The sequence below is a fragment of the Lacibacter sp. H375 genome (genome assembly GCF_037892425.1).
GTDB lineage: Bacteria > Bacteroidota > Bacteroidia > Chitinophagales > Chitinophagaceae > Lacibacter.
In genome coordinates, this window is the sequence record NZ_JBBKTT010000001.1 from 2,753,659 (window position 1) to 2,770,510 (window position 16,852).

General features: G+C 39.9%; 15 protein-coding genes. 9 read left to right on the top strand and 6 right to left on the bottom strand.

Annotated features, from left to right (window positions below):
* Window positions 1-93 precede the first annotated feature (93 nt).
* Window positions 94-924, bottom strand: a complete 831-nt coding sequence (locus tag WG954_RS11990) for a ParA family protein (protein WP_340436752.1) — start codon at window positions 922-924, stop codon at window positions 94-96.
* Between the two features lie 24 nt (window positions 925-948).
* On the bottom strand, window positions 949-1,626 hold the full coding sequence (locus tag WG954_RS11995) for a metal-dependent hydrolase (RefSeq protein WP_340436755.1): 678 nt from the start codon (window positions 1,624-1,626) through the stop codon (window positions 949-951).
* A gap of 196 nt (window positions 1,627-1,822) precedes the next feature.
* Here WG954_RS11995 and WG954_RS12000 point away from each other — a divergent pair, with 196 nt between their 5' ends.
* The 4 genes from WG954_RS12000 to WG954_RS12015 all read left to right on the top strand — a co-directional run bounded on the left by WG954_RS12000 (window position 1,823) and on the right by WG954_RS12015 (window position 8,151).
* Entirely contained in the window at window positions 1,823-3,079 is a 1,257-nt protein-coding gene (locus WG954_RS12000; protein ID WP_340436757.1) for a metallophosphoesterase, read from the top strand.
* Window positions 3,080-3,149: 70 nt separating this feature from the next.
* A complete protein-coding gene (locus tag WG954_RS12005; protein WP_340436759.1) occupies window positions 3,150-4,154 on the top strand; it encodes a hypothetical protein in 1,005 nt (334 codons plus the stop codon).
* A gap of 97 nt (window positions 4,155-4,251) precedes the next feature.
* A complete protein-coding gene (locus tag WG954_RS12010; RefSeq protein WP_340436761.1) occupies window positions 4,252-4,833 on the top strand; it encodes a porin family protein in 582 nt (193 codons plus the stop codon).
* Between the two features lie 135 nt (window positions 4,834-4,968).
* A complete protein-coding gene (locus tag WG954_RS12015) occupies window positions 4,969-8,151 on the top strand; it encodes a M16 family metallopeptidase (RefSeq protein WP_340436763.1) in 3,183 nt (1,060 codons plus the stop codon).
* A gap of 69 nt (window positions 8,152-8,220) precedes the next feature.
* Here the strand turns inward: WG954_RS12015 and htpG are convergent, their stop codons facing one another.
* Window positions 8,221-10,110, bottom strand: coding sequence for a molecular chaperone HtpG (gene htpG / locus WG954_RS12020; RefSeq protein ID WP_340436765.1), 1,890 nt, complete (start codon window positions 10,108-10,110; stop codon window positions 8,221-8,223).
* Window positions 10,111-10,274: 164 nt separating this feature from the next.
* On the opposite strand from htpG, the gene WG954_RS12025 reads away from it, so the two are divergent.
* The 4 genes from WG954_RS12025 to WG954_RS21640 all read left to right on the top strand — a co-directional run bounded on the left by WG954_RS12025 (window position 10,275) and on the right by WG954_RS21640 (window position 12,500).
* Entirely contained in the window at window positions 10,275-10,733 is a 459-nt protein-coding gene (locus WG954_RS12025) for a hypothetical protein (protein ID WP_340436767.1), read from the top strand.
* An 88-nt stretch (window positions 10,734-10,821) separates the two neighbouring features.
* The gene (locus WG954_RS12030) at window positions 10,822-11,049 is read left to right on the top strand and encodes a DUF2905 domain-containing protein (protein WP_340436768.1); all 228 of its coding nucleotides are present in this window, start codon (window positions 10,822-10,824) and stop codon (window positions 11,047-11,049) included.
* Window positions 11,046-11,906 carry a fructosamine kinase family protein gene (locus WG954_RS12035; protein WP_340436769.1) on the top strand — a complete coding sequence of 287 codons (861 nt, stop codon included), beginning with the start codon at window positions 11,046-11,048 and terminating at the stop codon, window positions 11,904-11,906. The genes WG954_RS12030 and WG954_RS12035 overlap by 4 nt, the downstream gene beginning before the upstream one ends.
* Window positions 11,907-12,065: 159 nt before the next feature.
* The gene (locus WG954_RS21640; RefSeq protein WP_445298454.1) at window positions 12,066-12,500 is read left to right on the top strand and encodes an SWIB/MDM2 domain-containing protein; all 435 of its coding nucleotides are present in this window, start codon (window positions 12,066-12,068) and stop codon (window positions 12,498-12,500) included.
* Window positions 12,501-12,568: 68 nt separating this feature from the next.
* Here the strand turns inward: WG954_RS21640 and WG954_RS12045 are convergent, their stop codons facing one another.
* Both WG954_RS12045 and WG954_RS12050 read right to left on the bottom strand, forming a co-directional pair.
* Window positions 12,569-13,063 carry a COG3650 family protein gene (locus WG954_RS12045; RefSeq protein WP_340436770.1) on the bottom strand — a complete coding sequence of 165 codons (495 nt, stop codon included), beginning with the start codon at window positions 13,061-13,063 and terminating at the stop codon, window positions 12,569-12,571.
* Between the two features lie 114 nt (window positions 13,064-13,177).
* Window positions 13,178-14,905 (bottom strand): hypothetical protein, encoded by a 1,728-nt coding sequence (locus tag WG954_RS12050; RefSeq protein WP_340436772.1) that lies wholly within the window; start codon window positions 14,903-14,905, stop codon window positions 13,178-13,180.
* Window positions 14,906-15,202: 297 nt separating this feature from the next.
* Between WG954_RS12050 and WG954_RS12055 the strand changes: the two genes are divergently transcribed.
* Complete coding sequence (locus WG954_RS12055) at window positions 15,203-15,982, top strand: sulfite exporter TauE/SafE family protein (protein WP_340436774.1); 780 nt, start codon at window positions 15,203-15,205, stop codon at window positions 15,980-15,982.
* A gap of 76 nt (window positions 15,983-16,058) precedes the next feature.
* Here the strand turns inward: WG954_RS12055 and WG954_RS12060 are convergent, their stop codons facing one another.
* Window positions 16,059-16,823: a tetratricopeptide repeat protein gene (locus tag WG954_RS12060; protein ID WP_340436776.1), complete on the bottom strand. Its 765-nt coding sequence runs from the start codon at window positions 16,821-16,823 to the stop codon at window positions 16,059-16,061.
* Window positions 16,824-16,852: the final 29 nt, after the last annotated feature.

Genomic DNA, 16,852 nt, shown 5'->3' on the forward strand with positions numbered 1-16,852 from the left:
AAGAAAGACAAAATAATTGTATTAATTGAAAACGAATGAAGTTTTCATTGTGTTCCTTCCTGCCTTTGTGGCGAAACTTGCAGCGAACGGCTATCAGTTAGCAGCTTCTTCTTCCTCCTCATCCATTTCAATAACCTTATCTGCCTGGTTCATTTTGGTGAGATTGTTACGTTGCAGAATTTCTTTTGCGAGGTTAAGATAGTTTACGGCGCCTTTGCTTTCACTATCGTATAAGATCACCGGTTTGCCAAAGCTTGGCGCTTCGCTTAAACGGGTATTGCGGTGAATGATCGAATCAAAAACAATTCCTTCAAAGTGGCGGCGTACTTCACTTACCACCTGGTTACATAAACGTAAACGACCATCATACATTGTCATTAAAATACCTTCGATCACTAATTGTGGATTTAAACGGCTTTGCACAATCTTGATGGTGTTGAGTAATTTACCCAAACCTTCTAATGCAAAGAATTCAGTTTGCACAGGAACAACAACCGCATCAGCAGCAGTTAATGCATTTACCGTAATTAAACCAAGTGAAGGAGAACAATCGATGATGATGAAATCGTATTCATCTTTCAATGGTTGCAGTAATTGTTTCATTACCGATTCACGGTTGGGCTGGTTGATCATTTCAATTTCAGCACCCACCAGGTCAATATGCGAAGGAATAAGATCGAGGTTTGGGATTTCACTTTTCAAAACCACATCCTTTGCGTTGGCACCGTTCACAAAACAATCGTACAAACTTTGCTGAACATTGTGCAGATCAAAACCCACACCGGTAGTACTGTTCGCCTGCGGATCGGCATCTACCAGTAATGTCTTGTATTCTAGTACGGCAAAACTTGCAGCAAGATTAATTGCTGTTGTGGTTTTTCCCACACCACCTTTCTGATTCGCTATTCCAATTATTCGACCCATATTATCAACTCTCAGTTTTCAATTTCAAATTTTGATGCTTTCACCAATAGCCGGCAGTTTCAAGTCAAGTCCGTTACGTTGAAAATGATCCTTGACCGCCTCTTGATCAATTACAATGTACGGAAACGTATTGTAATGCACGCCGAACACCGTGTGGCAACTCACCATATGAGCTGCTCTTGCTGCATCTTCATAACCCATCGTGAAATTATCGCCAATAGGCAGAATGCAAAATGCCAATGGTGAGCTTTGCGGTACCAGTTGCATATCGAGGGTAAGAGCCGTATCACCACTGTAATAAAAATTCTTTCCGCAGCTCACTACAAAACCCATAGGGTTGCCGCCATAAGTTCCGTCGGGCAGCGAAGAAGAATGTTGCGCTGTAACACATTTCACGGTTCCAAACTCGAATGCTTTTTTTCCGCCCGTATTCATGGGATGGATGTTTTCAACACCCTGCTTTTGCAACCATAAATAAATTTCCCAGTTACAGATCACTAATGCACCGGTGCGTTTTGCTATGGCAACGCAATCTGCTATATGGTCGGCATGGCCATGACTCACCAGGATATAATCGGCTTCAATGGTATTTACATCAACATTTGCTGCCAACTCGTTGGGCGAAATAAACGGATCGAAAAGTAATTTCTTTCCTTTTACGTCTATGCTAAAGCAGGAATGGCCATAATATGTAAACGTCATCTCGGTAAAACGGGTTTGATCAAACTGAAAAACAAAAACTTGTGTGGAAAAACACAGTTGATGCCATCCTGACAAAAATAAGGTTTCAGGCTAATATTCGGGAACAATACTTATCCCCCGATGTTATACTGAAACTTACCTAACTGTTTGAAATTTAACAGCTGGGTGTTTGATTTATTTCTCAATTTTGAAACTTATGCGACGTTTAGCCGGTTCTTGGATATTTCTGATCATTTTTTTACTGATTGACATTTATGTGTTCCAGGCACTGCGTGCAGTAGCCGATACGTGGGCCCCCCGCACACGCCTGATCGTGTTTGCAACCTATTGGGGCATCAGCATACTTTCATTTGCGTTGATGCTGAGTATTACGTTTACGAACTACGAATCCTGGCACAAACTCTTGCGTACCTATGCGTTTGCCGTGGTGATAGGTTTGTTTTTAGCCAAACTCCTGGCCAGTGCTTTCTTTTTGGTGGATGATGTGCGCCGAGTGGTTCAATGGGCAGGTAGTTTTATTTTCCCGAGCTGGAACCCGAAGACTGCTGGCACCGGAACAGGTATTACACGTTCCATGTTTTTAAGCTGGGCAGGTTTGGCAGTTGGTGGCGGATTATTCACCTCGCTTTTGTATGGATTTGGCAATAAGTACAAATACAACCTCCAAAAAATTGCGATGAGTTTTTCGCAACTGCCCAACGCATTCAAAGGGTTTAAGATCATACATGTGAGTGACATACATAGCGGAAGTTTTACAGATAAAGAAGCAGTGCGGAAAGGCATTGAAAAGATCAATGAACAAAAGGCGGATGTTGTATTGTTTACTGGTGATCTTGTGAATTATAGTGCTGAAGAGATGAAAGAATACATGGATGTTTTCTCTGAATTGAAAGCCACGCATGGGGTATATGCAACATTGGGTAATCATGATTATGGGTTTCCTACAGGTGCCACAAAAGAAGAAGTGAGAGCGAAGCAACTGGCCAATGCTAAAGGAGTAGTGGATGTGCACAAACGGTTAGGTTGGAAAACACTCAGCAATGATCATGTGGTGTTGGAAAAAGATGGTGAACAGATAGCGATACTTGGAGTTGATAATACGAGTGCTAAAGCCAATTTCCCTTCGTTTGGTAAATTGCCTGAAACACATGCTGCGGCAAAAGATATTCCGTTTAAAATACTCATGAGCCACGATCCTTCGCATTGGAATGCAGAAGTAACATCGGAGTTTAAAGATATTGCACTCACACTCGCAGGTCATACGCATGGCATGCAGTTTGGCGTGGAGATTCCAGGTTTCCGCTGGAGCCCCGTAAAATATGTGTATAAGCAATGGGCCGGTTTGTATGAGGAAGCACAGCAGAAATTATATGTAAACCGTGGCTTTGGTTTCATCGGTTACCCCGGCAGAGTGGGTATTTTGCCCGAGATCACTTTGATAGAGCTTAGCTGATTTTTTAGCTCCATTAAACTATATTGCAGCAGGTTGGTCTATGGTTTGCAACCAACCGCCCTATTCCTTTATGCTGAAACCGCTTATTCTGTTTCTGACGATCTGCTGTAGTTTCTTTTCTGTAAATGCGCAGGAAACAAAAACTGATTCTACTTCGATCAATGTCGACTCTCTGGAAAGGGAGATCGACGCATTTCTCGATCTGTATGATTCGCTGAAAGCTCCACGCAGTTATTTGCTTTTGTCACTTGGTGTTGGTAACACACAGTTCAGTGTGCGTAACGTGGCGTTGAATGCGCAACAGTCTGCAACCAATCTCAGTATTACACCCACAATTGGATATTACCATAAAACAGGGTTAGGCATTACTTACAACAATTACTTACTGGTCGAAAAAGGCAAAACAGAGTTACTGCAACATGCCATTACACTTTCTTACGATTACCTGAAAGGAGAAAATTCTTCTTACGGTATATCATACACGAGATTTTTTGGTAAGAAGGAATTTGTAAATGCATCATCACCCTATGATAATGATGTGTTGGCATATGCACAGTTTGGCAAAAACAAATTACAAGGTGGTGCGATGCTTGGGTTTTCGGGTGGCCGTTACCGTGAAACATTGCAGTACCTCGATTCCCAACAGATACGAATGCCTTTGACAAACCAGCTGGTAACACAATACTATTATGTGAGTGATACATCTGATGTGCTCATCAGGGATCTGTCTTTTATTCCTTATGTGCGTTATAACCAGGTGCTGGATGGTATTGGCAAGAAAGATTATTTCAATCTGCAATCAACATTGATGATCATTGGTTCACGAAGTAACGTAACCATTGATTCAAAAGGAAGTATTCGTCAACGACGCTTACTTGATCGTAGTCGTAACTATTCTGAAACGTATTCTCAGAAAAGTGCTTTCCAGTTTCAATCAGTAGGGTTGCAACTTGATGCCAGTTGGTATATTGGTAAATTTTTTCTGAACCCGCAGGTGTATTTTGATTACTACCTGTTAAGTGGTGAAAATAAATGGAGTGCATTGTACAGTGTGCAAACAGGGTTTATGTTTTAAAAAACTTTGGCACGGTTCTTCTTAACATATTTTTACAGCGTTTAAAAAATGATTGGCACTTAATTCGCCGTTATTAGAACAACTAAAATCAAATCGAATGAAAAAGTCTCTTGTTATCCTTCTTGTCGCAATCACTGCATCAGCAACTTCGTTTGCACAATTTCGTATCGGTCCAAAGCTGGGTGCTAATATTGGTAAGATCGAGGGTAAAGGTTTTGATGAACAATATAAGTTGGGTTATCATCTTGGTGTATTTGCAGAAATTCCATTAGGAAAGAAATTCGCAATTCAGCCCGAGGTATTATGGAACCAGATCAATTCCGATACTGCATCAGGATTCAAAGCGATTTATCAAAATCTTGATGAGAATGTAAAAAATCCTCAATTGAATTACCTGAGTGTTCCTTTGTTGCTCACGTACAAACCGGCGAAAGTATTATCGCTTCAGGCTGGCCCACAGTTTGGCATCTTGTTGAATAAGGATAAGACCTTTCTTGACAATGGAAAAGAAGCATTCAAGAACGGAGATTTTTCAATGTTGTTTGGCGCTCAACTCAACATTATGCGGGTAAGAGTATATGGCCGTTATGCAATTGGTTTGAATAATATCAATGATATTGGCGATCAGGAAAAATGGAAAACAACAGGCTTCCAGCTTGGTGTTGGTTTAGCACTTTAAAACTTACATTCACTATAAAGCGAGGCTCTCCGGTTTTCGGGGAGCTTTTTATTTGCAGCCATCCATCATCTTTTCCTCTTCTTAACAGGCTTGTTGAGATCAAACTTTTATATTTACGTTCTTAAAACTCTATCTATGCAACGCAAAGGATCACACCTGTTCTTTCTTTCATTCTTGTTATTTGTTTTTTCTGCAACTACTGCACAGCAGCTAACGGATAAAATACCGTTTGATGCAAAAGTAAAAACCGGTAAACTCGAAAACGGGCTAACGTATTTTATTCGCCCTAATCAGAAACCTGAAAAAAGAGTAGAGCTTCGTTTAGTTGTAAATGCAGGAGCTATTAATGAAGATGAAGATCAGTTAGGTCTTGCTCATATGACGGAGCACATGGCTTTTAACGGTACAAAGAATTTCAAGAAGAATGATATCGTTTCTTATCTCCAGGAAATTGGTGTAGGCTTTGGCAATGACCTCAATGCATATACCAGCTTTGATGAGACAGTGTACATTCTTCCCATCCCGATCGATAAACCCGGTAATCTTGAAAAGGGTTTCCAGATCATTGAAGACTGGGCACACAATGTATCGAACCTGAATGACGATATTGATGGCGAACGTGCAGTAATACTGGAAGAAAGTCGTTTAGGTAAAGGCGCCGAAGAAAGAATGTTCCGAAAAATATTACCTGCATTATTTGCAGGTTCATTGTATGCTGATCGTTTGCCGATTGGTAAAGACAGCATCATCAAAAACTTTAAGTATGATGCCATCCGTCGCTTTTACAGAGACTGGTATCGTCCTGATCTCATGGCGGTAATTGTAGTTGGTGATATTACTGTCGAGAAAGCTGAAGAACTCATCCGTAAACATTTTGCCGGTATCAAAAATCCAGCAAATCCACGTGAACGCAAGTATGCTGAAGTAAAACCATATGCTTCCAACGAAGTAATGATTCTTGCAGATAAAGAAGCTTCATCAAGTGAAGTTGCTATCAACTATCCTGTGTTTAAGTATGAAGCTATGAATACGGTTGCTGATTACCGTAACAGCATCATCCGCAGTTTATTCCTGCGTATGTTCAATCAACGATTACAGGAACTCACCCAAAAGGAAAATCCACCGTTCAATTTTGGCGGAGGTGGTTTTGGTTCGTATGCACGTGGGTATGATGCGTTCTCTGTATATGCAGGCGTTGGTACCGGCGATGTAAAGAAAGCTACACAGGCTTTACTTGAAGAAGTGGAGCGTGTAAAACGTTTTGGTTTCACTGCAACAGAATTGGAACGCAGCAAGAAAACAACGCTCAGCAATTACGAACGTACTTATAACAACCGTGATAAAACAGAAAGTGCGAATTATGTTGATGAGTATGTGAACTACTTTTTGAAGAAAGATCCAACGCCGGGTATTGAATACGAATTTGAGAAAGTCAAAGAATTGTTGCCCGGTATTACAATTGAAGAAGTAAATGCGTTGGTGAATAAATACATCAAAGGGGTTGACAACCGTTTCACCTACATCACACAGCCCGAACCAAAAGCAGGAGAGAAGTTGCCAACTGAAGAAGAGATATTAGCCTTTTTCCCTGCTGCAGAAAAAGCTGATGTAAAACCTTATGAAGATAAAGCCGTGGCTTCTTCATTGGTAGAAAACAAACCTAAAGCAGGAAAAGTAACGTCTACGAAAAAGGATGCGAAGCTTGGCACTACTGAATTAACGTTGAGCAATGGCATTAAAGTAACATTGAAGTCAACTGATTTTAAAGCTGACCAGATATTGATGTCATCTGTTCGTCCGGGTGGAAAAAATAATTATAATGCTGCTGATAAATACAATGCTGAGTATGCCGTAGCTGTAGTTCAGGCGATGGGTGTTGGTGCGTTTTCCCCTGTTGACCTGCGGAAAGTATTGGCTGGTAAAACCGTGCAGGTGAATCCTTACATCAATTCCTCAAGTGAAGGTGTTCGTGGAAGTTCAACTGTAAAAGATATTGAATCGTTGTTTCAACTTACGTGGTTAACATTTACAAGTCCACGTATGGATACATCGTTGTTCAAATCATATGTGCAACGAAACAAATCACAATATGCAATGATGAGCGCTAATCCGCAGTTTGCATTTATTGATACGTTTTATAGCGTGTTGTACAATAATGATCCACTCGCTCCAATTGCATTGCCAAAATCTGAAAACTTTTCGAAAATCGATTTGAAGCGTGCTGCTGAAATATACAAAGAACGATTCAGTGATGCAGGCAGTATGGAATTTGTCTTTGTCGGAAGTTTTAAAGAAGAAGAGATCATTCCGTTGATTGAACAATACATTGGCAGTTTGCCAGCAACAGCTAAGAAATTTGCTGCAGTAGATAACAAGGTACGTCCGGTAAAAGGCAAGAAGGATCTGATGGTGAAGAAAGGAAAAGATGAACGTAGTCTTATTCTTCAACTACATTCAGGTGAAGTGCCTTACAGCCAGGACCTGGAATTGAAAGCTGAAGCTGCAACTGAAGTGCTCAACATCCGCATCATTGAAGAATTGCGTGAAAAGATCGGTGGTATTTATGGTGGCGGCATTTTTGGTTCATTGGAAAGTGAGCCGTATGATAACTACACATTTGCTGTTCAGTTGCCTTGTGGTCCTGAGAAAGCAGATACATTACTCAAAGCAATCAACAAGGAAATCAAAGAGATTGCAACAAAAGGCCCGTCACAGAAAAACCTGGATAAAGTAAAACAGCAATGGCGTGAGCAGCACAAGATCGATCTCAAAGAAAATGAAGATTGGTTAACTGCTATTACCGAAAGCAAATTCCCCGGTAATAACATCGACTATTTTGTGAACTATGAAAAGTATGTTGATAAGCTAACAGTAAAGGATGTTCAACTGGCTGCCGCTAAATTGTTGAACGGGCCGAATGTATTCACTGCTATTCAGATGCCTGAAAATTATGTGCCCGGTGAAGAGAAGAAAACAGGTGAGCGTGATAACAATGTGATCCAGACCATTGAAATTGATAAGCCTGAGATCAAAATTGAATTGTTTGATAATGGCGAAATTGATGGTGATAGTGTCACGGTTTATTTCAACAGTTATCCTGTTCTCAGCAAAAAACAATTGACCGATAAAGTAACTACGCTTAATGTAAAGGCACTGAAAGGAAGAAAGAATAATTTGGTGATGTTTGCAGAGAACCTTGGCAAAACACCCCCTAATACGGCTTTAATGCGTATTACAGCAGGTGGCAAGGTTTACAATGTTACGGTGGAGAGCGATAAGAAGAAAAACGGAACGATTGTATTTAAGTGGAAGGACTAAATTTCGATGTTAAAATAACAAAAGGGACGATGCTAATCATCGTCCCTTTTTATTTACGATTTCGAAAAATTAAATCACCTCCACATTCCGTTCCACAAACGCTGTAAGCTCAGCGCCTTTCAATAAACCCTGTGCAAGCAATGCCAAATCAAATGCCTGCTTGGCAATGGATGTTTGCTGTGCTTCATCTGCATTCAATAATTTGTTGATGAGTTTGTGATTGGCATTAATAGATACATTGTAGCTATCGGGCATATTGCCATAGAAGCCCATCATACCATCGCCGCCAAGTTTGCTCATATCTTTCATACGGCGCATCCATTCCTCCATGGTAATGGTTACAGGCATTGCTTCTGCAGGTAAGCTTTCGAGTTCCACTTTCATGTGTGCATTGTTGATGGCTTTCTCAAACACTGCTTTCACTTTGTTGCGTTCTTCTTCTGTTAACTGATGTTGCGGAGCATCTTCTTTAACGATCAGCTTATCCGGTACATCAGCATCAACACGCTTCATGCTTGTTTTATCCAGCTTCATTTCGAGGTGCTGTATAAAGTGTGTATCAATTGGTGAATTCATCAACAATACATCGTAATTCTTTTTCTGTGCAGCCTGCACAAAACTGTGTTGGTGCTCTGCATCGATGGTGTAGAGATAAACAAGTTTACCGTCTTTGTCGGTCTGGAAATCTTTTACTTTGGCAGCGTATTCTTCTAACGTGTAATGTTCATTGTTTGTGTTAGTGAGTAACAAAAAGTCTTTTGCTTTTTCGTAAAACTTCTCATCAGAAATAGCACCATACTTCACAAACAAACCAATGTCGTTCCATTTTTCTTCATAACCCTTGCGGTCTTTCTTAAAGAGTTCACTTAATTTATCAGCTACTTTACGACTGATGTAGCTATTGATCTTTTTCACATTGCTATCAGCCTGCAGGAAAGAACGGCTTACGTTTAACGGAATATCAGGCGAATCAATAACACCATGTAACAGCAATAAAAATTCAGGAACAATATCTTTTACTTCATCCGTAATAAATACCTGCCGGCTGAAGAGCTTGATCTTGTTCTTCTGTACTTCAAAATCATTTTTCAGTTTAGGGAAATACAATACACCGGTAAGGTTAAACGGATAGTCAACATTTAAATGGATCCAGAACAAAGGTTCTTCGCTGAACGGATAAAGCTCACGATAGAAATCAAGATAATCTTCATCTTTCAGGTCACTTGGTGCTTTGGTCCAGATAGGATTGGTATTGTTGATGATGTTATCAACAGTCACCGATTTATATTTCGTTTTACCTTCTTCATCAACTCCATCTTCCACACTTTCTTCTTTTGTACCAAACTGCACAGGCACTGGTAAGAACTTCGCATACTTATCAAGGATGCTGCTGATTCGGTGTTCTTCTAAAAACTCTTCCGATTCACTATTGATGTAAAGAATAACATCGGTACCACGTTCTGTACGGGTGCCATCAGTAAGTTCAAATTCGGTACTGCCATCACACTCCCAACGGGCGGGTACGGCGCCATCTTGATACGAGAGTGTTTGTATCTCTACTTTTTCAGCCACCATAAAGGCAGAATAAAAACCCAATCCAAAGCGGCCGATAATTTCATTGGCATCTTTCGCTTCTTTAAATTTTTCCATGAACTCAGTAGCGCCTGAAAAAGCCACCTGGTTAATGTATTTTTTGATCTCTTCGGCAGTCATACCAATACCATTATCTGAAATAGTAATGGTTTTTGCAGCAGCATCTACTGACACCGTCACTTTCAAATCGCCTGTCTCTTTGCTGTAATGGCCAAGGCTTGCCAAACGCTTCATTTTCTGCGTTGCATCAACAGCGTTACTCACTAATTCACGCAGGAAGATCTCATGGTCGGAGTATAAAAACTTTTTAATAATGGGGAAAATATTCTCCGTGTTAATGGAAATGGTTCCTTTTTCCTGTATCATACTGGTTTGTTTTTAGCTATTGTTTCGAATGAAACTCCTTGCTCAATTGCTGTTCCAATTGCAGTTTATTTGCCACATTGACAGCAAATTACGCTTATGAAACCGGCAGGAAATCATTTCTGGCACTGACTTTGAACCATAAGGACTGAAATAATGATTTTTTTATGAAGAAGATGATTTTATTAATGCTGTTAATTGGCGGCTTAACAACTGTTCAAAAAGCAGCTGCACAGATCAATATTAATTTAGGATTACAGCCTGCATGGGGCCCAGCCGGGTACCAGCATGTTGATTATTATTACCTGCCGGATATTGAGACCTATTACTATGTGCCGAACAAACAATTCATTTATCTCAATAATGGTAAATGGATCTATTCTGCCGGATTACCATCCCGGTACCGCACATACAATCTTTACAATGGCTACAAAGTAGTGGTAAATGAGCCAAAGCCTTATTTGAAACATGCTACTTACAAAGTAAAATATGCCAAGTACAAAGGTGCAACCGGAAAGCAGAAGACCATTAAATATAGTAATGGTAATGCAGGTGGATCAAAAAAAGCAACGGTAGTAAAAGGTAATAGCGGTGGTAAAGCAAAAGGAAAAAATAAGAACTTATAGTTTTACAGGTGGTCAGAAGTGGTGGTTTAAAAGCCCTCCGGATTTGCGGAGGGCTTTTTTAATTAGCGTGTTGTAAGTTTGAGCTATTATGAATAATGAAGCAGGTAAATGGATCATTATTGCCGGGGTACTGATCGTATTGATTGGTGTGATGATTTATTTTTTTCATGATAAGTTGGGTTGGATAGGCCGTCTGCCGGGTGATATCCGTATTGAAAGGGAGAATTTTCGTTTCTATTTTCCATTTACAACAATGTTGTTACTGAGTATTGTTGTGAGCATGCTGATTCGCCTCATTAAACGTTTTTTCCTATGAACACGTCACTGGAAAATATTTTTCAGCAATGTGGTTTAAATGATGCACAAGCGCAAACGGTAACAGGTGGTGATATTAACCAGGCTTACAAAATACAGACTAAAAACGCTTCTTTTTTTCTGAAAGTAAATGAATCAACAGCGTATCCATTGATGTTTCAAAAGGAAGCAGATGGACTTGAAGCGCTTAAGAAATACAGCAATTGCATTATTCCTGATGTATTAAAAACAGGTGTTGCCGGTAATCAGCAATACCTGTTACTCCAATGGATCGAACGTGCCGCACCGGCAAAAAATTATTATTCATCATTGGGAAAATCGCTTGCTGAAATGCATTTACAACCGCACACACAATTCGGCTGGCCGGTTGATAATTACATTGGCAGCTTACCGCAGCATAATGCAGTTAAAGATGATTGGTGCAGTTTTTATGCAATGAATCGTATTGCTCCATTGGTTAAAGTGTTGAGTGAAGCCGGACTGTTTGGCAATAAACAGCAGCAACAGGCCGAACGTTTATATACGAAGCTTCAACAGTATTTTCCCAATGAAAAACCAGCTTTTCTACATGGCGATCTATGGGGAGGCAACCATTTTCCCAATGAAAAAGGCCTTCCGGTGTTAATTGACCCAGCTGTTTACTATGGTCATAGAGAAATGGACATTGGCATGACGGCTTTGTTTGGTGGTTTCGATCACAGTTTTTATGAGGCTTATCAATACCACTATCCGCTTGAAAGTGGCTGGCAGCAAAGGTTACAGCTTACACAGCTTTATCCTGTACTGGTACATGCTGTGTTGTTTGGTGGTCATTATACAGCACAGGCATCATCTGTTTTAGCGCTGTTTGGTGCTTAAAAAACAGTATTAAAAAAGTACGATTTCCCCAATGAAAAAGCATCTTATTCACATTGTGTACATCATGTGTGTATAATCCTTGTTGGGTAATAGAATTTATCCTAAATTCATTCTGTTAACAATTACTATTATCCATTTAAATTCTAAAACTTAAAACAAATGGCAACAAAAAAAGCAAAAAAAGCCGCTCCTAAGAAAGCCGCTAAAAAGGCTGCAAAGAAAGCTGCACCTAAGAAAGCTGCGAAAAAAGCTGCTCCTAAAAAAGCTGCAAAAAAAGCCGCTCCTAAAAAAGCTGCTAAGAAAGCTGCTCCAAAGAAAAAAGTAGCAAAGAAAAAATCGGCACGTAAACCTAATGCGGCGTTTATGAAAGCGCTCACTCCAAGTGCTGATCTTGGTGCTGTTATTGGAGCAAAGCCAGTACCACGTACAGAAGCAGTTAAAAAAATCTGGGTTTATATCAAAGCCAATAAATTACAGGACAGTAAAAACAAACGCATGATCAATGCTGATGCAAAACTGAAAGCTGTATTTGGCGGTAAAGCACAGGTATCAATGTTTGATATGGCAAAACATTTATCAAATCATTTGAAATAATATACTTGCCAACAAGTAAAAGAGGGCGTTGTAAAACGCCCTCTTTTTATTTCAGCTCATACAAAAGATCATTTCTTTAATGAAGTACCACATCCATGAAGTACTCTCGGCTTTTCATCTTTCTTTAGTTTGATGGTTAAATGCACCGTGTAGGCTGAACTATCTCCCGACATATCATTGATGCAAACTTTGTTCATGATCTGCAATTCAAGTTTCCCCATATCTGTTTCTGCTGTGTAAAGTTTTGTAGCAGTATCAATGCTAACAGCTTTCACCGGTGGAGTGGTTAGCTCAATGCCATCGGGAGTGGTATAGCGAATGAATTTCTGTTCATCCATTTCAATGCTCCAGAATGGCTCATTTCCTGTGGCAATAAAATCGATACCTGCTGCTGCTTTTTCTTTCCAACGTTCAGGAATAGGTGAAAGATTAGTTATGGTATCTGTCTTAATAACTGTATCAAGAGTGGTGGAATCATTATCAGCTTTTTGTACAACTTTGGTGTTGGTTGATTCGCAGGCAATCATGAATAAAAAGAACGTGAAGAAGGGAATTTTATACATAGTAAATTATTGGATGAGGCAGCAAGTTAGCAAAACTGAAATAATGATGTATTAAAAAAAGCTGCCGGTAAGGGCAGCTTTTTAATACGATGTGGACTATGTTGAATTTGATGACTACCAGAAATCTATTGAACGGATAAAACCTAATTCAAAGAAACTTCCTGTTGGTGTGCTTTTCAATTCAGAACTGGGCGCACCATTGTTATAGGATACATCGCCTGCAACAATATAAGCAGGGTAATAGTTGGCATAAAAATTAAACGTGTGGTCTTTCTTCCATTGAAATGCATAACCTTGTATCCAGGGCGATTTGCCAACATTGACCATTGAACCTGTTTCAGGATGGATGTAAGTTCCAATACCTCCGGGCACAAGCCTTTCCATGATCATACCAAGTGAAATATGGCTGCGTTTATAATCAGCATTTGGTTTGGTGGTAAAGCGTATGCCATACTCCAGCTTTTCAAAGTTCATTTCCAGCTTTCCCTTTCCGCTTTCTTCAGGATCATTGTCTGTTTTAGAAAATACCCTTTCACCAGCCATGTATTCACCATATGCTTTAACACCTTTTGTACCTGCATATAATCTTGCGCCGTAATTGAGTAATGATAATTGGTAACCATCGAATATTGGACTGAAGCCTGCTTTAGGCGAAAGAAATGCATAACCTCCGTAATTGTCATGCTCTGCTCCAATCTTCAGATTCACATCAAGATTTAAAGTATAAATCTGTTTGTTCTCTAACGATTTTGAAGATACAGTGTTACCGTTGATCATGGTTGATCGGTCGCTTGCAAATAATACCGGTGCATAACTCATGGAGTAGCCCCATTCAACCGACATGTTAAGTTTCAGTTTTCCTTTGTTCTCCGGTTTATTGTATACAAAGTCAGGATTTACTCTGCCCATCTTATCATTATAAATCCAGGTGCCAACAATGAATAATAAACTTACGCTTGCCGTTGCGGCAGTTGCCTCGGCCTGTCGTCGTTGTTCATTTGCATTCTGTTTCCAGTTATCATAATCACGCTGACGTTGATCTCTTGCTTCCTGTTCTGCTTTTAGCCTTGCTTCTTCCTGTCTCTTTGCCTCTTCTCTTGCATTGTATTCCTGCTCAGCTTTTGAAGTGCCAGAAGATTCACCCTTTGTTGTTGACGAGGTTGCGTTGTTACCACTTTCAGTTTCACCTTCATTGGTTGTGGTTGCTGATGTTTTTGATTGCGCTTCTTTTTCTTTTTTCTCCTGCTCAGCTTTTGCCTTTGCATCTTTTTGTTTCTTTTCTTCTGCAGCTTTTTTCTCTGCAGCTAATTTTTCTTCACGCTTTTTCTTTTCTTCTGCAGCTTTTCTTTCCGTAGCCAGCTTTTCATCTGCTTTCTTTTTTTCTTCCGCAGCTTTTTGCTGTGTTACGTTGGTAAGATTGCTGACCGTATAACTGATGCCTTGCAATAATGTAAATGACTTGCCATCGGCTAAGCGGCAGTTTTTAAAATTGTCAGCACCACTTGTGTAGATATGCGACCAATCTCCTTCGGGTGTAAAACGCCCATTTGGTTTCAGCCACACAACTTTATTTACACCGAGTGTAAAGTTTTTCGTACCAACACACGCAAGGTTGAGTGTTACATTCACCACCATGCTGTATTCTTCACTGGTGTTGTTCTGAACATAGAAATAATATTCCTCGCTGCCACCAAGTGAAGACCAGTAACGTTGAACACTTACTGTAAAGCGTGGATCGAATTGAGAAACGGAAACATCTTTTCGTTGTGCTGATAAAGAAAAGCTGCCAGATATAAATAATAACAGCAGTCCCAGCTTGCGGATACATGATTTGTAATACATAGAATTGGGTTTAGTGATTGAATGGGTAATAAAACCGGTATTACCCGGAGTTCGGGCAAAAGTAACGGGGTGGGGTATGCGCACAAATACTCCTTTAGGGTGAAATTTTAGCGTTCTTTTATAAATGTATCATCAAATCATACGTGTTTTCACTTAGTTGCTGAATGATTTTTATAAAAGGAATAAATATGGGCTGTCTTCTAAAACCAGAACTGGGTAGTGGCGCAAATGTTATTGTAATCTTTTGTTGAGTGATTCGTTTCAAGCAATAATTTCTTTCTCCTTTACTTTGCAATCATGATTGAATGGTGGATGTATCTGCTTGTTTGCATAGGTGCCTTGTTTGCAGGGTTTATTGATGCTGTTGTTGGCGGCGGTGGTCTTGTGCAAGTGCCTTTGCTGATGATTCTCTTTCCTGAATTATCGCATGTGCAGGTAATTGCCAGCAACCGCTTTGCTTCACTTGCGGGCACAAGTGTTGCTGCATTTCAATACATTAAAATGATTGGTGTTGATACCGGTGTGGTTATAGCAACAGGTATTACTGCCGCCATAGCATCTTTCAGCGGAACATTTGTGATGGAGTTGATCAAACCTGAAGTATTCAAACCACTTTTATTATGCATCATTGTTGTACTTGCTGTCTATACATTCATGAAGAAAGACCTTGGTCATATTCATGCAGTAAAATACAGCGGTAATAAATTCCTGGTTGTTTGTGCTGCTATAGGTACTGTCATTGGATTTTATAATGGTTTTATTGGCCCGGGTACCGGAAGTCTTTTGGTGTTTGCATTTGTTAGTGTTGCGGGTTTAAATTTTCTGCATGCATCGGCTTCCTCCAAAATTGTAAATGCAATAGCAGATGTTGCTTCGCTTATCGGATTCTTAATGAATGGGGCTGTTGTATTTAAAATTGCATTGCCCATGATGTTATTTAATATGCTTGGTGCATACATTGGCAGCAAGGCAGCAATATTAAAAGGCAATGTATTTATCCGTTATGTTTTTCTGCTGGTGATCAGCATTCTCATCATCCGCCTGGGTAGAGATGTAGTACTGTCATGGAATAATTAAAAAAGCCCCGTAAAAATATCGGGGCTTCTACAGGAAAGCTATCAGGAGTTCTTACAGGCCAGCTGTGCTTATAATGTTAATCAGCTTTTGCTTTTGATTTTGCAAGTCGTATTTCATTCAGTTTTTCAATTGAACTCGTATTAAAGGGATATTTCTCCAAAGCCAGGCGGTAATACTTCTGGGCATTGTCCATATCACCCGTAATAAAATAATATTCTCCAAATGAATCATACGGGTTGCAGCCGGTTGGGTATAGTTCGATGTACTTTTCAAAATGCTGTTTAGCCGCAGCATTATCTTTTTTCACCTGCAGATACATGTAGCCAAGTATGTTATGAATTGGCGCTACGTCAGGAAACTTTTTATGGTAATCCTGAGCAGCAGTAAACTGTTCTTCAGGCGTTGGTCTTGAAATGGTATAAAAGAAGCCAATAAAACTTCCATCAGGAAACATATTGTACAGGTCGGCCCATATTTTTTGATTGTCGGCTTGTTTGTTATCAGGGTTTACAAGCTTTACAAATAATTGTTCGCCCTCTGTTTTGTCTTTTGCAGTGGCGAAAGCACGTTCTGCAAATTTTTTCTTTGCTTCTCCATTGCTGAGGTTAGCCATTAAAGCCAATACAACTGTAAAATCGGGATCAAGTTCGAGAGCCCTTTCAAATTTCTGGTAAGCCTGTGCAAATTCAATGTTCATCATGTGTGCTGCACCTTTTCCGGCAATTTCCCTTGCTTCTTTTGATGAAGTGGTCCATGTCATGGTTTTTTTCTGTGCAATACTCTGGTTCAGGAACAAGAGAAGAAATAGAAGAGCTGTCCATTTTGGGAGTGCTTGTTTCATACTACAATGTTTTTGGTTTTGGAATGTGT